At 56.7% G+C, this 15897-nt stretch carries 17 protein-coding genes; all 17 read right to left on the reverse strand.

Features of this window, described 5'->3' with window-relative positions; all coding sequences use genetic code 11:
- Window positions 1-19: 19 nt before the first annotated feature.
- The 17 genes from atpD to rpmH all read right to left on the reverse strand — a co-directional run bounded on the left by atpD (window position 20) and on the right by rpmH (window position 15530).
- On the reverse strand, window positions 20-1399 hold the full coding sequence (gene atpD / locus ACY4LX_RS01080) for a F0F1 ATP synthase subunit beta (protein ID WP_149659344.1): 1380 nt from the start codon (window positions 1397-1399) through the stop codon (window positions 20-22).
- Between the two features lie 27 nt (window positions 1400-1426).
- The gene (gene atpG, locus ACY4LX_RS01085) at window positions 1427-2287 is read right to left on the reverse strand and encodes a F0F1 ATP synthase subunit gamma (protein ID WP_149659343.1); all 861 of its coding nucleotides are present in this window, start codon (window positions 2285-2287) and stop codon (window positions 1427-1429) included.
- A 50-nt stretch (window positions 2288-2337) separates the two neighbouring features.
- Window positions 2338-3882: a F0F1 ATP synthase subunit alpha gene (gene atpA / locus ACY4LX_RS01090; RefSeq protein WP_121732610.1), complete on the reverse strand. Its 1545-nt coding sequence runs from the start codon at window positions 3880-3882 to the stop codon at window positions 2338-2340.
- A 21-nt stretch (window positions 3883-3903) separates the two neighbouring features.
- A complete protein-coding gene (locus ACY4LX_RS01095) occupies window positions 3904-4440 on the reverse strand; it encodes a F0F1 ATP synthase subunit delta (protein WP_149659342.1) in 537 nt (178 codons plus the stop codon).
- 12 nt (window positions 4441-4452) lie between these two features.
- Window positions 4453-4923, reverse strand: coding sequence for a F0F1 ATP synthase subunit B (locus tag ACY4LX_RS01100; protein WP_008027535.1), 471 nt, complete (start codon window positions 4921-4923; stop codon window positions 4453-4455).
- Window positions 4924-4979: 56 nt separating this feature from the next.
- On the reverse strand, window positions 4980-5237 hold the full coding sequence (gene atpE / locus ACY4LX_RS01105; protein ID WP_002555987.1) for a F0F1 ATP synthase subunit C: 258 nt from the start codon (window positions 5235-5237) through the stop codon (window positions 4980-4982).
- Between the two features lie 134 nt (window positions 5238-5371).
- Entirely contained in the window at window positions 5372-6241 is an 870-nt protein-coding gene (atpB, locus tag ACY4LX_RS01110; protein WP_123515495.1) for a F0F1 ATP synthase subunit A, read from the reverse strand.
- Between the two features lie 16 nt (window positions 6242-6257).
- Entirely contained in the window at window positions 6258-6665 is a 408-nt protein-coding gene (locus ACY4LX_RS01115) for a F0F1 ATP synthase subunit I (protein WP_054048155.1), read from the reverse strand.
- A gap of 148 nt (window positions 6666-6813) precedes the next feature.
- Window positions 6814-7686, reverse strand: coding sequence for a ParB/RepB/Spo0J family partition protein (locus ACY4LX_RS01120; RefSeq protein WP_133835238.1), 873 nt, complete (start codon window positions 7684-7686; stop codon window positions 6814-6816).
- 9 nt (window positions 7687-7695) lie between these two features.
- On the reverse strand, window positions 7696-8493 hold the full coding sequence (locus ACY4LX_RS01125) for a ParA family protein (protein ID WP_133835237.1): 798 nt from the start codon (window positions 8491-8493) through the stop codon (window positions 7696-7698).
- Window positions 8494-8511: 18 nt separating this feature from the next.
- Window positions 8512-9156, reverse strand: a complete 645-nt coding sequence (gene rsmG, locus ACY4LX_RS01130) for a 16S rRNA (guanine(527)-N(7))-methyltransferase RsmG (protein ID WP_149659341.1) — start codon at window positions 9154-9156, stop codon at window positions 8512-8514.
- Complete coding sequence (mnmG, locus tag ACY4LX_RS01135; RefSeq protein WP_149659340.1) at window positions 9153-11051, reverse strand: tRNA uridine-5-carboxymethylaminomethyl(34) synthesis enzyme MnmG; 1899 nt, start codon at window positions 11049-11051, stop codon at window positions 9153-9155. Before mnmG ends, rsmG begins: the two co-directional genes overlap by 4 nt.
- 550 nt (window positions 11052-11601) lie before the next feature.
- Window positions 11602-12972 (reverse strand): tRNA uridine-5-carboxymethylaminomethyl(34) synthesis GTPase MnmE, encoded by a 1371-nt coding sequence (gene mnmE, locus ACY4LX_RS01140; RefSeq protein WP_463258957.1) that lies wholly within the window; start codon window positions 12970-12972, stop codon window positions 11602-11604.
- 79 nt (window positions 12973-13051) lie between these two features.
- Window positions 13052-14737, reverse strand: a complete 1686-nt coding sequence (gene yidC, locus ACY4LX_RS01145) for a membrane protein insertase YidC (RefSeq protein ID WP_149659338.1) — start codon at window positions 14735-14737, stop codon at window positions 13052-13054.
- 2 nt (window positions 14738-14739) lie between these two features.
- On the reverse strand, window positions 14740-14985 hold the full coding sequence (yidD, locus tag ACY4LX_RS01150) for a membrane protein insertion efficiency factor YidD (RefSeq protein WP_080761984.1): 246 nt from the start codon (window positions 14983-14985) through the stop codon (window positions 14740-14742).
- Window positions 14978-15379, reverse strand: coding sequence for a ribonuclease P protein component (rnpA, locus tag ACY4LX_RS01155; protein WP_218585769.1), 402 nt, complete (start codon window positions 15377-15379; stop codon window positions 14978-14980). The genes yidD and rnpA overlap by 8 nt, the downstream gene beginning before the upstream one ends.
- A 16-nt stretch (window positions 15380-15395) precedes the next feature.
- Window positions 15396-15530, reverse strand: a complete 135-nt coding sequence (gene rpmH / locus ACY4LX_RS01160) for a 50S ribosomal protein L34 (protein ID WP_003213577.1) — start codon at window positions 15528-15530, stop codon at window positions 15396-15398.
- Window positions 15531-15897: the final 367 nt, after the last annotated feature.

The raw sequence follows: 15897 nt of genomic DNA on the forward strand, positions 1-15897 counted from the left end.
CCGTTGCCGGGCGCCGGGATTACAGTTTCTTGGCTTTCTCGATCGCTTCTTCGATGCCGCCGACCATGTAGAACGCTTGTTCTGGCAGGTGGTCGTAGTCACCGTTGAGGATGCCTTTGAAGCCAGCAATGGTGTCTTTCAGGGAAACGTATTTACCCGAGGCACCGGTGAAGACTTCAGCCACGAAGAACGGCTGCGACAAGAAGCGCTGGATCTTACGAGCACGGTTTACCAACTGCTTGTCGGATTCCGACAGCTCGTCCATACCCAGGATCGCAATGATGTCCTTCAGTTCTTTGTAACGCTGCAGAACGTACTGGACGCCGCGAGCGGTGTCGTAGTGGTCCTGGCCGATCACGTTCGGGTCCAGCTGGCGCGAAGTCGAGTCGAGTGGATCGACCGCTGGGTAGATACCCAGGGAAGCGATGTCACGGGACAGAACGACGGTGGCGTCCAAGTGGGCGAAAGTGGTCGCTGGCGACGGGTCAGTCAAGTCATCCGCAGGTACGTATACCGCTTGGATCGAGGTGATCGAACCGTTTTTGGTCGAAGTGATACGCTCTTGCAGAGTACCCATCTCTTCGGCCAGGGTCGGCTGGTAACCTACTGCCGAAGGCATACGGCCCAGCAGTGCGGATACTTCAGTACCGGCCAGGGTGTAACGATAGATGTTGTCGACGAACAGCAGAACGTCGTTACCTTCGTCACGGAACTTCTCGGCCATGGTCAGGCCGGTCAGTGCTACGCGCAGACGGTTACCCGGCGGCTCGTTCATTTGACCGTAAACCAGTGCCACTTTGTCCAGAACGTTGGAATCCTTCATCTCGTGGTAGAAGTCGTTACCCTCACGAGTACGCTCACCCACACCGGCGAACACGGAATAACCGCTGTGCTCGATGGCGATGTTACGGATCAGTTCCATCATGTTTACGGTTTTGCCTACACCGGCACCACCGAACAGACCGACTTTACCGCCCTTGGCGAACGGGCAAACCAGGTCGATAACCTTGATGCCGGTTTCCAGCAGGTCGTTGCCGCCCGCTTGTTCAGCGAAGGTTGGCGCAGGACGGTGAATGCCCCAGCGCTCTTCGGTGTCGATCGGGCCAGCTTCGTCGATCGGGTTACCGAGGACGTCCATGATCCGGCCCAGGGTCGCTTTACCGACCGGTACGGAGATGGCTGCGCCAGAGTCGGTGACTTCCAGACCGCGCTTCAAGCCCTCGGTGGAACCCATCGCAATGGTACGAACCACGCCGTCGCCCAGCTGCTGCTGAACTTCCAGGGTGGTTTCGGCCGCGCTTACAACTTTCAACGCGTTGTAGATGCTCGGTACGCTGTCGCGTGGAAATTCCACGTCGATAACGGCGCCGATGATTTGAACGATACGTCCGCTACTCATAGCTGGATCCTCTGAATATTTGAACCGTTAAACCGCGGCAGCGCCGCCGACGATTTCCGAGATCTCTTGGGTGATCGCAGCCTGACGCGCCTTGTTGTAGATCAGCTGCAAATCGCTGATCAAATCACCGGCGTTGTCGGTAGCGTTCTTCATCGCGATCATCCGCGCAGCTTGTTCAGCCGCGTTGTTCTCGACCACCGCCTGGTAGACCTGCGACTCCACGTAGCGAACCATCAAGCCGTCAAGCAGCTCTTTGGCGTCCGGCTCGTAGAGATAGTCCCAGTGGTGCTTGAGGCCTTGATCCGGGGTTGCAACCAGTGGAATCAACTGCTCCACGGTAGGCTGCTGCGTCATGGTGTTGATGAACTTGTTGGACACAACGCTCAAACGGTCGATACGACCATCGAGGTAGGCATCCAGCATCACCTTGACACTGCCAATCAGATCATTGATCGATGGCTCTTCACCCAGGTGGCTGATAGCGGCGACGACGTTACCGCCGAAGTTGCGGAAGAAAGCCGCACCCTTGCTACCAACAACACACAGATCGATCTCGACGCCGTTTTCACGGTTTTTCGCCATGTCCTTGACCAGGGCCTTGAACAGGTTGGTGTTCAAGCCACCACACAGACCACGGTCACTGCTCACCACGACATAACCGACGCGCTTGATTTCACGGTCGATCATAAATGGGTGGCGATATTCCGGGTTAGCGTTGGCCAAATGACCAATAACCTGGCGGATGCGCTCCGCGTAAGGACGGCTAGCAGCCATGCGCATTTGTGCCTTGCGCATTTTACTGACCGCCACTTTTTCCATGGCGCTGGTAATCTTTTGCGTGCTTTTGATGCTCGCAATCTTACTGCGAATCTCTTTTGCGCCTGCCATGTAACACCTATCAGGTTAGCAAGCGGGAGCCTTGCGGCTCCCGCTGCGGCTTACCAGGTTTGGGTGGCCTTGAACTTCTCGATACCGGCTTTCATGCCAGCGTCGATTTCGTCATTGAAGTCACCCTTCACGTTGATCTTCGCCATCAAATCGGCGTGATCGCGGTTGAAGAAAGCAATCAGCGCTTGTTCGAAGCTGCCGATCTTGGCGATTTCAATGTCAGTCAGGAACCCACGCTCAGCGGCATACAGCGACAGCGCCATGTCAGCGATCGACATTGGTGCGTATTGCTTCTGCTTCATCAGCTCGGTAACGCGCTGACCATGCTCAAGTTGCTTACGGGTCGCTTCGTCCAGGTCAGAAGCGAACTGGGCGAATGCCGCCAGTTCACGGTACTGAGCCAGAGCGGTACGGATACCACCGGAGAGCTTCTTGATGATCTTGGTCTGAGCGGCACCACCCACACGGGATACCGAAACACCGGCGTTCACAGCAGGACGGATCCCGGAGTTGAACATGGCCGATTCCAGGAAGATCTGACCGTCGGTGATGGAAATCACGTTGGTCGGAACGAACGCGGAAACGTCGCCAGCCTGGGTTTCGATGATCGGCAGTGCGGTCAGGGAACCGGTTTTGCCGGTCACTGCGCCGTTGGTGAACTTCTCTACGTATTCTTCCGAAACGCGGGATGCGCGCTCCAGCAGACGGGAGTGGAGATAGAACACGTCGCCTGGGTAAGCTTCACGGCCTGGTGGACGGCGCAGCAGCAGGGAAATCTGGCGGTAAGCCACTGCTTGCTTGGACAGATCGTCATAAACGATCAGCGCGTCTTCACCGCGGTCGCGGAAGAATTCACCCATGGTGCAACCGGAGTACGGTGCCAGGAATTGCAGTGCTGCAGATTCCGAAGCGCTCGCTGCCACGACGATGGTGTTAGCCAGTGCGCCGTTTTCTTCCAGCTTGCGAACAACGTTGGCGATGGTCGATTGCTTCTGACCGATCGCTACGTAGACGCAGAAAATGCCGCTGTCTTTCTGGTTGATGATCGCGTCGATCGCCAGAGCGGTTTTACCGATCTGACGGTCACCGATGATCAGCTCACGCTGGCCACGGCCGACAGGGATCATGGCATCGACAGCCTTGTAGCCAGTCTGTACAGGCTGGTCTACCGACTTACGCCAGATCACGCCTGGAGCAACTTTCTCGACCGCGTCGGTCTCGGTGTTGCCCAGTGGACCTTTACCGTCAACAGGGTTACCCAGTGCGTCGACTACGCGACCCAGCAGTTCCTTACCAACCGGAACTTCGAGGATGCGGCCAGTGCACTTGGCGCTCATGCCTTCAGCCAGAGACTGATAGGAGCCCAATACAACGGCGCCTACAGAGTCTTGCTCAAGGTTGAGGGCCATACCGAAGACGCCGCCCGGAAACTCGATCATCTCGCCGTACATGACGTCGGCCAGACCGTGAATCCGCACGATACCGTCAGATACGCTGACGACTGTGCCTTCGTTACGGGCTTGGGAGGTCACATCGAGCTTGTCGATGCGGCCCTTGATAATTTCACTTATTTCGGAAGGATTGAGTTGCTGCATTGCTCTGCTGCCCCTTCAAACTCAAGATTTCAATGCTTCGGCAAGGCTTGCGAGTTTTCCGCGAACCGAGCCATCGATAACCAGGTCGCCGGCGCGGATGACAATGCCCCCAATAAGGGATTTGTCTTCCTCGACTTGCAGGCGCACTTCCCGGTTGAGTCGTGCACTGAGAACCTTGGCGAGTTTGTCTTGCTGTTCTTGGTTCAATGCAAAAGCACTGGTCACTTCAACGTCTACCGACTTCTCTTGTTCGGCCTTGTACAGGTCGAACAGAGCGGATATCTCCGGCAAAAGCGGGAGACGGTCGTTTTCGGCAACGACGTGAATGAAGTTCTGTGCCTTGGCATCAAACTTGTCGCCACACACGTCAATAAACGTGGTGGCCTTGTCTGCGCTCGTCAGTCGCGGGGCCTTGAGCACGCGCTGCATGGTGTCATCTTGCGACACTGCTGCAGCCAGGCCGAGCATGGCTGACCAAGAGGCCAGTTGCTGGTGGGCCTGGGCGTGCTCGAAGGCTGCCTTAGCGTAAGGTCGGGCCAACGTGGTCAATTCTGCCATGATCGCCCTCGCTTAAATTTCAGCAGCCAGTTTGTTTACCAGCTCCGCGTGCGCGTTTTGATCGATTGTGGCACCCAGGATCTTCTCGGCGCCGCCGACGGCCAGTGCACCCAGTTGGGCACGCAGCGCGTCTTTGACACTGTTCAGTTCCTGCTCGATCTCGGCCTGAGCCTGGACCTTCACACGGTCAGCGTCGATACGGGCTTTTTCAACAGCCTCTTCAACAATCTGGTTACCGCGTTTCTTGGCTTGCTCAATGATTTCGGCTGCCTGAGCTTTTGCTTCGCGCAGTTGCTGACCCGCTTTATCTTGGGCCAGCTCCAGGTCGCGAGCTGCTCGGGCGGCAGCGTCCAGTCCATCCGCGATCTTCTTCTGACGTTCGTGCAAAGCCGCGATGACCGGAGGCCACACGAACTTCATGCAAAACAGTACAAAAATGAAGAACGCAACGGACTGGCCAATCAGGGTTGCATTAATGTTCACGCCAACACCTCGCTCGTTCGTTGCACATCAAACCAATCACTCGAAGGTTCGAGTGATTAGCCAGCGAGTTGACCAACGAATGGGTTCGCGAAGGTGAAGAACAGAGCGATACCAACACCGATCATGGTTACGGCGTCGAGCAGACCGGCAACGATGAACATTTTGACTTGCAGCATTGGAACCATTTCTGGCTGACGCGCTGCGCCTTCCAGGAACTTGCCGCCCAACAGGCCGAAACCAATTGCGGTACCCAGTGCGCCCAGGCCGATCAACAGTGCAACAGCGATAGCGGTTAGACCAACTACAGTTTCCATCTTTCCTCCCGACTTTTACGTCGTATGGTTTAGGTTTTTTAGATTTTAAAGCGGTAAAACAAATCGTTTCATAAGCCCTGTTCGGGCACCCACCCGCTTGACCGGGTGGGACATCAGACTAGTCGAGACTGGTCTTAATGGTTCTCTTCGTGCGCCATCGACAGGTAAACGATGGTCAGCATCATGAAGATAAACGCCTGCAGGGTGATGATCAGGATGTGGAACACAGCCCACGCCCACTGCAGAACTACGCCCAGGCCGCTAAGCCAGAGCAGACCGCTGCCGAACATCACGGCGATCAGAATGAAGACCAGTTCGCCGGCGTACATGTTGCCGAACAGACGCAGTGCCAAGGAGATTGGCTTGGCGATCAGGGTGACGAATTCCAGCAGGAAGTTCACCGGGATCAACAGCGCTTGCAGGAAAATGTTCTTGCTGCCAAACGGGTGCAGGGTCAGTTCGCCGATGAAGCCGCCGATGCCCTTGACCTTGATGCTGTAGAAAATGATCAACGCGAACACCGACAGGGCCATGCCCAGGGTAGCGTTCGGGTCAGTGGTCGATACGGCACGGAATGGAATGTGCGAATCGCCAGTGATCAGGATGGCCAAATGAGGAATCCAGTCGACCGGGATCAGGTCGACGGCGTTCATCAGGAAGACCCAGACGAAGATGGTCAGTGCCAGCGGTGCAATCACCGGGCTACGGCCATGGAAGCTGTCTTTCACGCTGCCATCGACGAATTCGACCAATACTTCAACGAAGTTCTGCAAAGCACCTGGTTGACCGGAAGTCGCCTTCTTTGCCGCCATGCGGAAAATCAGAACGAAGATCAGACCCAACGCGACCGACCAGCCGAGAGTATCGACGTGGAAAGCCCAGAAGCCCATTTCTTTGGCCTCTGCTGCGGTGTGGGCAAAGCCCCAGCCGCCGGTAGGATGCTGACCGAAGGTCAGGTTCTGCAAGTGGTGCTGGATATAGCCCGAAGCGGTTGTCTCTGCCATGGTTGCCTCAAACGCCCTAAGGTCTCGAAAGTCTTGTTCTCATCAGCAGGGGCGCGAACCAGCTGACCAGTTGGGTCAACACGAAGACGCCGAATACAGCTAGCGGCGCCAATGGCTTCACACCTGCAAACGTCAATGCAAAGAGCACTGCCGTCAGAATTAATTTGCCCGCCTCGCCAGCATAAAAAGACCGGACGATGGCTTGAGCTGCTCGGGCGCCGGAAAACCGAAATGCCCTGTGAGCGAAATAAACATTGGGTAACAAGGCTATCAGGCCTCCGCAGAGTCCTGAGTACCCGGCAACGACTCCGTACCATTGCCACAGCGCCAAAGCAGCGATGAGCAAAACGATAAATTGAGCCATTAGCACCGGAAAAACTGCCAGGCGATGGAACGGCAAGCGGTTTGGCGTGCGGGTTTCCATCACTTTTACTCCCCAATGGTCGGCTGCCAGAATTCAATAACTTGGCATAATTTGTGCCGACAAAATGCGCGCAGAGTATAGGGGCGGTTCAGCCCCTATTCAACTGTCAGGTAGTGATTTCCGACTGCGCGCTACATGAGGAAATGTTTCAGCGGATGTGCGCAAGCACACCTTGAAGCTCGTCGAGAGAGTTATAACCAATCACCAGCTGCCCTTTGCCCTTCTTTCCGTGGCGGATCTGCACCGCAGAGCCTAGGCGCTCGGCCAGGCGCTGCTCAAGTCGAGCGATATCCGGGTCGGGTTTTGCGGCTTCCACAGGCTCCGGTTTGCCACTCAGCCACTGGCGAACCAGTGCCTCAGTCTGGCGCACGGTCAGCCCGCGTGCGACAACGTGTCGCGCCCCCTCAACCTGCTGATTCTCCGGCAAACCCAGTAAAGCACGTGCGTGGCCCATTTCAAGGTCGCCGTGGGACAACATGGTCTTGATGACTTCCGGCAACGCGATCAGGCGCAGCAAATTGGCGACGGTGACGCGGGACTTACCCACAGCCTCGGCGACCTGTTGCTGGGTCAGCTGGAACTCCTGCTGCAAACGCTGCAGGGCCACCGCTTCTTCGATTGGATTGAGGTCTTCGCGCTGGATGTTCTCGATCAGCGCCATGGCGATGGCGGTTTCATCCGGCACATCGCGCACCATCGCCGGGATGGTTTCCTGGCCGGCCTGCTGGCTGGCACGCCAGCGGCGTTCGCCGGCGATGATTTCGAAACGACCGTTGCCAATCGGGCGAACCACGATCGGCTGCATGACGCCCTGGGCCTTGATCGACATCGCCAGCTCTTCCAGCGCCTGGGGATCCATGTCCCGGCGCGGCTGGTACTTGCCGCGCTGGATCAGGTCCAGGGGCAGGTGCTGCAGCTCACGCTGATCGGCTTGTACCGCTTGCTCTTCGAGCGAGCTGACAGTCGGACCACTCAGCAGTGCATCCAGTCCACGTCCGAGACCTCGTTTCTTGACGGCCATGGGGATTCCTTAAGTTGCCTGAGCGGCGGCGGTGCGTGAGTTTTTGCGCTGGCGGCGAACCAGTTCGCCCGCCAATGCCAGGTAGGCGATGGCGCCACGCGATGATTTGTCGTACGCCAGCGCCGGCATGCCATAGCTTGGCGCTTCGGCCAGGCGGATGTTGCGCGGAATCACGGTGTCGTAGAGCTGTTCGCCGAAGTGTTCCTTGAGCTGGGCCGAGACATCGTTCATCAGGCTCAGGCGCGGGTCATACATGGTCCGCAACAGGCCTTCGACTTTCAGGTTCGGGTTCAGCAGTTCGGCGATGCGCTTGATGTTATCCACAAGGTCGCTCAAACCTTCGAGCGCAAAGTACTCGCACTGCATGGGGATAATGACCCCGTCAGCGGCGACCAGTGCGTTCAGGGTCAACATCGACAGCGACGGCGGGCAGTCGATCAAAATGTAATCGTAGTTTTCACGGATTGGCGCCAATGCGCTGCGCAGACGACTTTCTTTCATCTGCATTTCCAGCAGCACCACTTCGGCCGCCGTCAAATCGCGGTTGGCCGGCAACAGCTGGTAACCACCGTGCTCGGAGAAGTGCATGGCCTGGGCCAGGTCGCACTCACCGATCAACAGGTCATAGACCGAGTTTTCCAGGCCGTGTTTATCCACACCGCTACCCATGGTGGCGTTGCCCTGTGGATCGAGATCGATCAACAACACCCGGCGCTTGGTAGCGACCAGGGAAGCTGCGAGGTTGATGCAGGTGGTGGTCTTGCCCACACCACCCTTTTGGTTCGCTATCGCGAATACCTTAGCCATTCTTGCTTGTGTTCCCAATCATGCCGTGCGGCGCAGTATCAGCAGATGGCGTTGGCCTTGGCAACCAGGTACGGCCAGGGCGTGTTCGCTATCGAGGTGGAAGTCTGCCGGCAATGCTACCAGCTCATCGGCGGGATGAACGCCCTTCATTGCCAGCCAACGTGTATCGCGGTCGCCGAGGTGGCGCGTCCAGTTGCTGAAGTTTTCCATGCTGCTGAACGCCCGGGAGATGATCCCGTTGAACGGCTGTTCTGGCTGGAAACTTTCAACGCGACTGTGGATAACTTGCAGGTTATCCAGTTTGAGTTCGAGTTTGACCTGGGTCAGGAAGCGGGTTTTCTTGCCATTGCTGTCCAAGCAGGTCACTTGAGACTCTGGAAACAGGATGGCCAACGGAATGCCCGGCATGCCGCCGCCGCTGCCAACGTCCAGCCAGCGGCCGTTTTCCACAAACGACATGATGCTCAGACTGTCGAGCAAATGACGGGACACCATTTCGTCCGGATCACGCACGGCAGTCAGGTTGTAGGCCTTGTTCCACTTTATCAACAGGGCCAGATAACCCAGCAGCAACGCGTGCTGGGTTTCTGTCAGCGTGACACCGAGCTGGCGAGCACCTGTGGATAACTCTTCTGCATGTTGCGAGGTGACCAACGAACTCAAGCGCTTTGCTCCAACTGACGGCCCGCGCCGCGTTTTTTCAAATGAATCATCAACAGCGAAATCGCTGCCGGGGTCACGCCCGGGATACGCGACGCCTGGCCCAACGTCTCTGGACGGGTCGCACCGAGCTTGCTCTGGATCTCTTTGGAGAGACCGGAGATGTTCGTGTAATCGATATCCACAGGCAACTTGGTATTTTCGCTGGCCCGCAGACGAACAATTTCATCCTGTTGGCGATCGATGTAGCCAGCGTACTTGGTCTTGATTTCGACCTGTTCCGCGACCTGTGGATCTTCTGCACCACCGCCCGTCACGGCGATCAGACCAGCGTAGTCGATTTCCGGACGGCTCAAGAGGTTGAGCAAGTTGTATTCGTGGGTCAGCGGCGTGCCGAACTTCTCGGAAATCGCATCGCCCTGCTCGGTGCCCGGGCGAACCCAGGTACTTTTCAGGCGCTGCTCTTCCAGATCGATGCTTTCGCGTTTTTTGCAGAACGCTGCCCAACGGGCATCATCGACCAAACCGAGTTCGCGACCTTTTTCGGTCAGACGCAGGTCGGCGTTGTCTTCGCGCAAGATCAGGCGGTATTCGGCCCGGGACGTAAACATCCGGTACGGTTCCTGGGTACCCAGGGTAATCAGGTCATCGACCAACACCCCGATGTACGCCTCGTCGCGACGCGGACACCAGGCGTCTTTGCCCTGGGCACGCAGCGCGGCGTTGGCTCCGGCCAGCAAGCCTTGGGCGCCGGCCTCTTCGTAACCGGTGGTGCCGTTGATTTGTCCGGCGAAGAACAGACCGCCAATCACTTTGGTTTCCAGGCTGTACTTCAGGTCACGCGGGTCGAAGTAGTCGTATTCGATGGCGTAGCCCGGGCGAACGATGTGCGCGTTTTCCATGCCGCGGATCGATTGCACGATCTGCAATTGCACGTCGAATGGCAGGGAAGTGGAAATCCCGTTCGGGTACAGCTCGTGGGTGGTCAAGCCTTCCGGTTCGATGAAGACCTGATGGCTTTCCTTGTCGGCAAAGCGGTGGATCTTGTCTTCGATCGAGGGGCAATAACGCGGACCGATGCCTTCGATCAGCCCGGCATCGGAATACATCGGCGAACGGTCGAGGTTCGCGGCGATGATTTCGTGGGTCCGGGCATTGGTGTGGGTAATCCAGCAGCTGACCTGTTTCGGGTGCTGCTCTTTGGAGCCCATGAACGACATCACCGGGATCGGCGTATCGCCTGCTTGCTCGGTCATCACCGAGAAATCCACGGAACGGCCGTCGATACGCGGCGGCGTACCGGTTTTCAAGCGACCAACGCGCAGCGGCAACTCACGCAAGCGGCGAGCCAGGGCAATCGATGGCGGATCACCGGCGCGACCGCCGGAATAATTCTGCATGCCGATGTGGATAAGTCCACCGAGGAAGGTGCCAGTGGTCAACACCACAGAATCGGCGAAGAAACGCAGACCCATTTGGGTGACAACACCGCGCACCGTTTCCTGTTCGACGATCAGGTCATCAGCGGCTTGTTGAAATATCCACAGGTTGGGCTGGTTTTCCAGGGCTTCGCGGACAGCGGCCTTGTACAAAACCCGGTCGGCTTGAGCGCGAGTCGCTCGCACGGCCGGGCCTTTGCGGCTGTTCAACACGCGAAACTGGATACCCCCCTTATCGGTGGCCATGGCCATCGCGCCGCCGAGGGCGTCGATTTCCTTGACCAGGTGGCTTTTGCCGATCCCGCCAATGGCAGGGTTGCAACTCATGGCACCGAGGGTTTCCACGTTATGCGTCAGCAACAGGGTTTTTGCCCCCATACGTGCTGACGCCAGTGCTGCCTCGGTACCGGCATGACCGCCGCCGATGACGATCACTTCAAAACGGGAAGGGAAATCCACCACGCACCTCGTGCCTGCTTCAGTTAGGTAATCCGGAATAGGTTGGTCTCAGGTTTTTGGACCTGGTCGGCAAGTATAGGGACTTCGCCCTTCCTAAAGAACCCTTTGCACAAAATTTAACCAGCTGTGGAGAAGTCGGGGTTATAGAAATTAAAAAGAGAGAAATTTATTAAATCTTTGTTTTTATGTTTATTTCTACTGAGCACCATTTCTGTGGATAGATCTCTACAGGCCTTTATATTCAATATGTACAGAGATTCAAAACCCTGTGGTCATGTGCCAAGGAGGCCCTTGGATAACCGGTGTAAGCCTGTGGATGAAAGGGGTGGTTATCCACAGAGGGGTTTATCTTCAGTTTTCAGGCCCTGTTATCAACTGCCCTTAGTGGCAGTTATTCACAGGGCTTAATTCACAGAAAAGCGGCGAAAGGACGATTTCCGGGCAGGAGAAATCCGCTCAAGCAGAAAGAATCTGCTCGGCACTGGGGGAAGTTTTCAGAAAAGGAGGGAACAGACAGGCACGAATGGCCTGTCTGTGAACAACGAAGGGGCTATTTACCGATGCAGAAGCTGGAAAAGATCCGCCCCAACAGGTCATCGGAGCTGAAAGCGCCGGTGATTTCACCTAAAGAGTGCTGCGCTTGACGCAGATCTTCAGCCAATAGCTCGCCGGCACCTGCCAACGTCAGCTGCGCACGGCCGTGCTCGAGGGAGGCACTGGCATGGCGCAGCGCCTCCAGGTGACGCCGGCGTGCGCTGAAGCTGCTTTCCGAGGTCTGCTCGTAGCCCATGCAGGTCTTGAGGTGTTCACGCAGCAGCTCAAGGCCCTCGCCCGCAGACTTGGCACTCAAGCTGATGGTGACATGGCCATCGTCGCTGACTTCCAGGGCAATCGCTTCGCCCGTCAGGTCAGCCTTGTTACGGATCAGCGTGACTTTGGCCGGGTCTGGCCGGGTTTCGAGGAATTCTGGCCACAGGGCAAACGGATCCAGGGCTTCCGGCGCGGTGGCATCCACCACCAGCAACACCCGATCCGCTTCGCCGATGGCTTTCAACGCTCGCTCAACGCCGATTTTTTCCACTTGGTCATCGGTATCGCGCAGGCCTGCAGTGTCGACCACGTGCAACGGCATGCCGTCGATGTGGATATGTTCGCGAAGAATGTCCCGGGTGGTGCCGGCAATCTCGGTAACAATCGCCGCTTCACGACCGGCCAAGGCATTGAGCAGGCTGGATTTGCCGGCGTTCGGCCGTCCTGCGATAACGACGTTCATGCCGTCCCGCAGCAAGGCACCCTGCCCGGCTTCGCGAAGCACTGTGGATAATTCATCGCGGACCTTGTCGAGCATGTTCAGCACATGGCCATCGGCGAGGAAGTCGATTTCTTCTTCCGGGAAGTCGATGGCGGCTTCAACGTAGATGCGCAAACCGATCAATTGCTCGGTGAGGTTATGCACACGCTGGGAAAACGCACCTTGCAAGGAACGCAGGGCATTACGCGCAGCCTGTGCAGAACTGGCCTCGATCAAATCGGCAATCGCCTCGGCCTGGGCCAGGTCGAGTTTGTCGTTGAGGAAGGCGCGTTCGCTGAATTCACCCGGTCGGGCCAGGCGACAACCCAATTCCAGGCAGCGCTTGAGCAGCATATCCAGGACGATCGGACCGCCGTGGCCCTGGAGTTCCAGCACATCTTCGCCGGTGAACGAGTTTGGACCGGGGAAATACAAGGCGATGCCTTCGTCCAGTACCTCTTCGGTTTCACTCAGGAACGGGCCGTAATGGGCGTAACGCGGTTTCAGTTCGCGACCGCTGATGGCTTTGGCCGCCACACTCGCCAGCGGCCCGGAAATACGGACGATGCCCACCCCGCCGCGACCTTGAGCGGTGGCGACGGCGGCGATGGTTTCACGAGGAACGCTCATAAACCGGTATCCAGACAAAAGTGACAGATAGCAAAACGCCCCACTAGGGGGCGTTTTGAGTGGTTATCCACAGAGTAAGTTACGCAGCGGCTTTTTTGGTAGCCGCTTCGATCTTACGCGTGATGTACCACTGTTGGCTGATGGACAGGCAGTTGTTGACCACCCAGTACAGCACCAGACCCGCCGGGAACCACAGGAAGAAGAAGGTGAAGATGATTGGCATCAGCTTCATCACCTTGGCCTGCATCGGATCCGGAGGCGTTGGGTTCAACCGCTGCTGGATAAACATGGTTGCACCCATGATGATCGGCAGAATGAAGAACGGGTCCTTGATCGACAGGTCAGTAATCCACAGCATGAACGGCGCTTGGCGCATTTCCACGCTTTCCAGCAGAACCCAGTACAGCGAAAGGAAAACCGGCATCTGCACCAGGATCGGCAAGCAGCCGCCCAGCGGATTGATTTTCTCTTTCTTGTACAGCTCCATCATGGCTTGGGACATTTTCTGCCGGTCGTCGCCATGCTGCTCTTTCAGCAACGCCAGTTTCGGTGCCACTGCACGCATGCGCGCCATGGATTTGTAGCTGGCAGCCGACAGAGGGAAGAAAAGCCCCTTGATCAGCATGGTCAGGAAGATGATCGACCAGCCCCAGTTACCGACAATGGCGTGGATATGTTGCAGCAACCAGAAGATTGGCTGGGCAATAAACCACAGAATGCCGTAGTCGACGGTCAGTTCCAGACCTGGGGACAACTCTTTCAGCACTGCCTGGCTTTTCGGGCCGGCGTACAGAACAGCGCTGATTTCACCTTTGGCACCTGGCGCAACGGTCACTGCCGGAGCGGTGTAACCGATGATGTAGTTGCCTTTGCTGTCTTTACGGGTCTGGACGACATTGTTTTCGCCCTTGGCCGGAATCCAGGCGGTCACAAAGTAGTGTTGCAACCAGGCAACCCAACCACCGTTCACGGTTTCTTTCAGCTGAGCCTTGTCCATGTCCTTCATCGACACTTTCTTGTACGGCTCGTTACTTGTCCACAGGGCGGCGCCCAGGTAAGTCGCGGTACCGGTGGCCGTGCTGGAAGAAGGATCGGAACTGGCATCACGCTTCAGTTGCGCGAACATCGCGCCGGACCAAGGCTTGGCGCTTTCGTTGTCGATCAGGTAGGAAACGGTTACGTCATACAGGCCACGTTTCACGGTGAAACGCTTGATGTAGTTGACGCCGTCCTTGCTGAACTTCAGGTCCACGACCAATTGGTCCTGACCGTCAGCCAACTGATAAATCTTCTTCTCCGAAGCGTAAACCGGACGACCGGTTGGACTTGCGTCCGGACCGTCGGCGCCGATCAAACCGCTCTGGGCCAGATAAGTCCGCTCGTTGCCGTTATCAAACAACTGGAATGGAATTTCCGGATGGTCCTGGCGACGTGGATACAGCGGCAGCGTCAGCTGGGCAACATCACCACCTTGTGGATCGATGGCCAGGTTGAGCACATCCGTTTTGATCTGGATGAGGTCTTTACTGACAGCTACCGGAGTTTCGGCAGGTGCAGTGCTGGTATCGCTTGCGGCGCGGGGAATGTCGTCACTGACAGAAGCATTATTGCCAGTCGCCGTGTCCGGTAGGCCCGGTGCGGTAGTACTGGAAGCAACATTCTGAGTCGGCAGGGCAGCCTGGCCATAGTCCTGGTTCCATTTAAGAACCATAACGTAGGACACGATTGCCAGGGCGACGATCAGGATCGTGCGTTTGATATCCATGATTACTCGGCCATCGAAGAAGAACGGGAGGTAGGGATAGGCGGAACCGGGTCATAACCACCGGGATTCCACGGATGACAGCGACCTAAACGACGAAAGGCCAGCCAGCCACCGCGCAGAAGGCCATGATTTTCTATGGCTTCGTACGCGTAGCAGGAACAACTGGGGTAGAAACGACAGTGACTGGCCATCAGGGGACTAATGGCATAGCGATAAAACTGGATCGGAACGAGTGCCAGTTTACGCATCAGGACTGTCTACCCCTACAGTTTCGGTTTTAACTGCTGGTACTGGCGTGCTGCGTGCCAGACGCTTCCAGAGTTTGCCGAAATGCTGAATCAATTCGGGGTTTTCTACGTCCCCCAAACCTTTGCGCGCGACGATAACAATGTCCCAACCGACCAGTGAATCCTGGTTCAGGCGAAACGATTCGCGCATCAGACGTTTGAGGCGATTGCGCTCGACGGAGAGCTTTACGCTCTTTTTCCCGATAACCAACCCGAGACGGGGGTGATCAAGATCGTTGTTGCGCGCAAGGAGCAAGAGATTTTTCCCCGGAACCTTGCCGGTAGGGGAGTCAAAGACTGCTTTGAAATGCCGGGGCGTAAGCAAACGCTTGTCCCGACTGAAGTCCTGACTCACCTCCAGTGCCGGATTATCAAACTGCCAGACGCGCACGACCTTTGGCGCGACGACGCGACAGGACGGCACGACCGTTTTTGGTAGCCATGCGAGCACGGAAACCGTGGGTACGAGCGCGTTTGATAGTGCTTGGTTGGAAAGTACGTTTCATTGTCGTGTTACCTGGTTCGTCCACAACGGGCCGGAATGGCCCCCGTTTTAAGAGACCGGGGATTCTAGAGAAAGCAAGCCTCTAGGTCAATTTCCAACCAGCGTTTCCTTATAAATAGATCTCCAGGGGTTTCTCGCCCGACGCTCCTTCGCTAGATATAGAAATAAAGAAGGGAATTATTTAAAGCTTTTCTGTAAAGCTTATAAAAGCTAGGGACGCCATCTGCTGTGGATAACTACCTTTAGCCCTTCTAATCCGTGATGTACAGGGAATGACAACTACGGTGGAAAACGGTGGTCAGCCTGTGCTGCGCTGTTGGATAAGCTGTGTGTGGAATGGTCAGTTATCCACAGGTCAGTTATCCACC

This window comes from Pseudomonas sp. Emmai (assembly GCF_055179735.1).

Coding starts and splice junctions, on each gene's coding strand:
- atpD (WP_149659344.1), bottom strand. CDS start 1,399: ATGAGTAGCGGACGTATCGTTCAAATCATCGGCGCCGTTATCGACGTG.
- atpG (WP_149659343.1), bottom strand. CDS start 2,287: ATGGCAGGCGCAAAAGAGATTCGCAGTAAGATTGCGAGCATCAAAAGC.
- atpA (WP_121732610.1), bottom strand. CDS start 3,882: ATGCAGCAACTCAATCCTTCCGAAATAAGTGAAATTATCAAGGGCCGC.
- ACY4LX_RS01095 (WP_149659342.1), bottom strand. CDS start 4,440: ATGGCAGAATTGACCACGTTGGCCCGACCTTACGCTAAGGCAGCCTTC.
- atpE (WP_002555987.1), bottom strand. CDS start 5,237: ATGGAAACTGTAGTTGGTCTAACCGCTATCGCTGTTGCACTGTTGATC.
- atpB (WP_123515495.1), bottom strand. CDS start 6,241: ATGGCAGAGACAACCGCTTCGGGCTATATCCAGCACCACTTGCAGAAC.
- ACY4LX_RS01115 (WP_054048155.1), bottom strand. CDS start 6,665: ATGGAAACCCGCACGCCAAACCGCTTGCCGTTCCATCGCCTGGCAGTT.
- ACY4LX_RS01120 (WP_133835238.1), bottom strand. CDS start 7,686: ATGGCCGTCAAGAAACGAGGTCTCGGACGTGGACTGGATGCACTGCTG.
- ACY4LX_RS01125 (WP_133835237.1), bottom strand. CDS start 8,493: ATGGCTAAGGTATTCGCGATAGCGAACCAAAAGGGTGGTGTGGGCAAG.
- mnmE (WP_463258957.1), bottom strand. CDS start 12,972: ATGAGCGTTCCTCGTGAAACCATCGCCGCCGTCGCCACCGCTCAAGGT.
- yidC (WP_149659338.1), bottom strand. CDS start 14,737: ATGGATATCAAACGCACGATCCTGATCGTCGCCCTGGCAATCGTGTCC.
- yidD (WP_080761984.1), bottom strand. CDS start 14,985: ATGCGTAAACTGGCACTCGTTCCGATCCAGTTTTATCGCTATGCCATT.
- rpmH (WP_003213577.1), bottom strand. CDS start 15,530: ATGAAACGTACTTTCCAACCAAGCACTATCAAACGCGCTCGTACCCAC.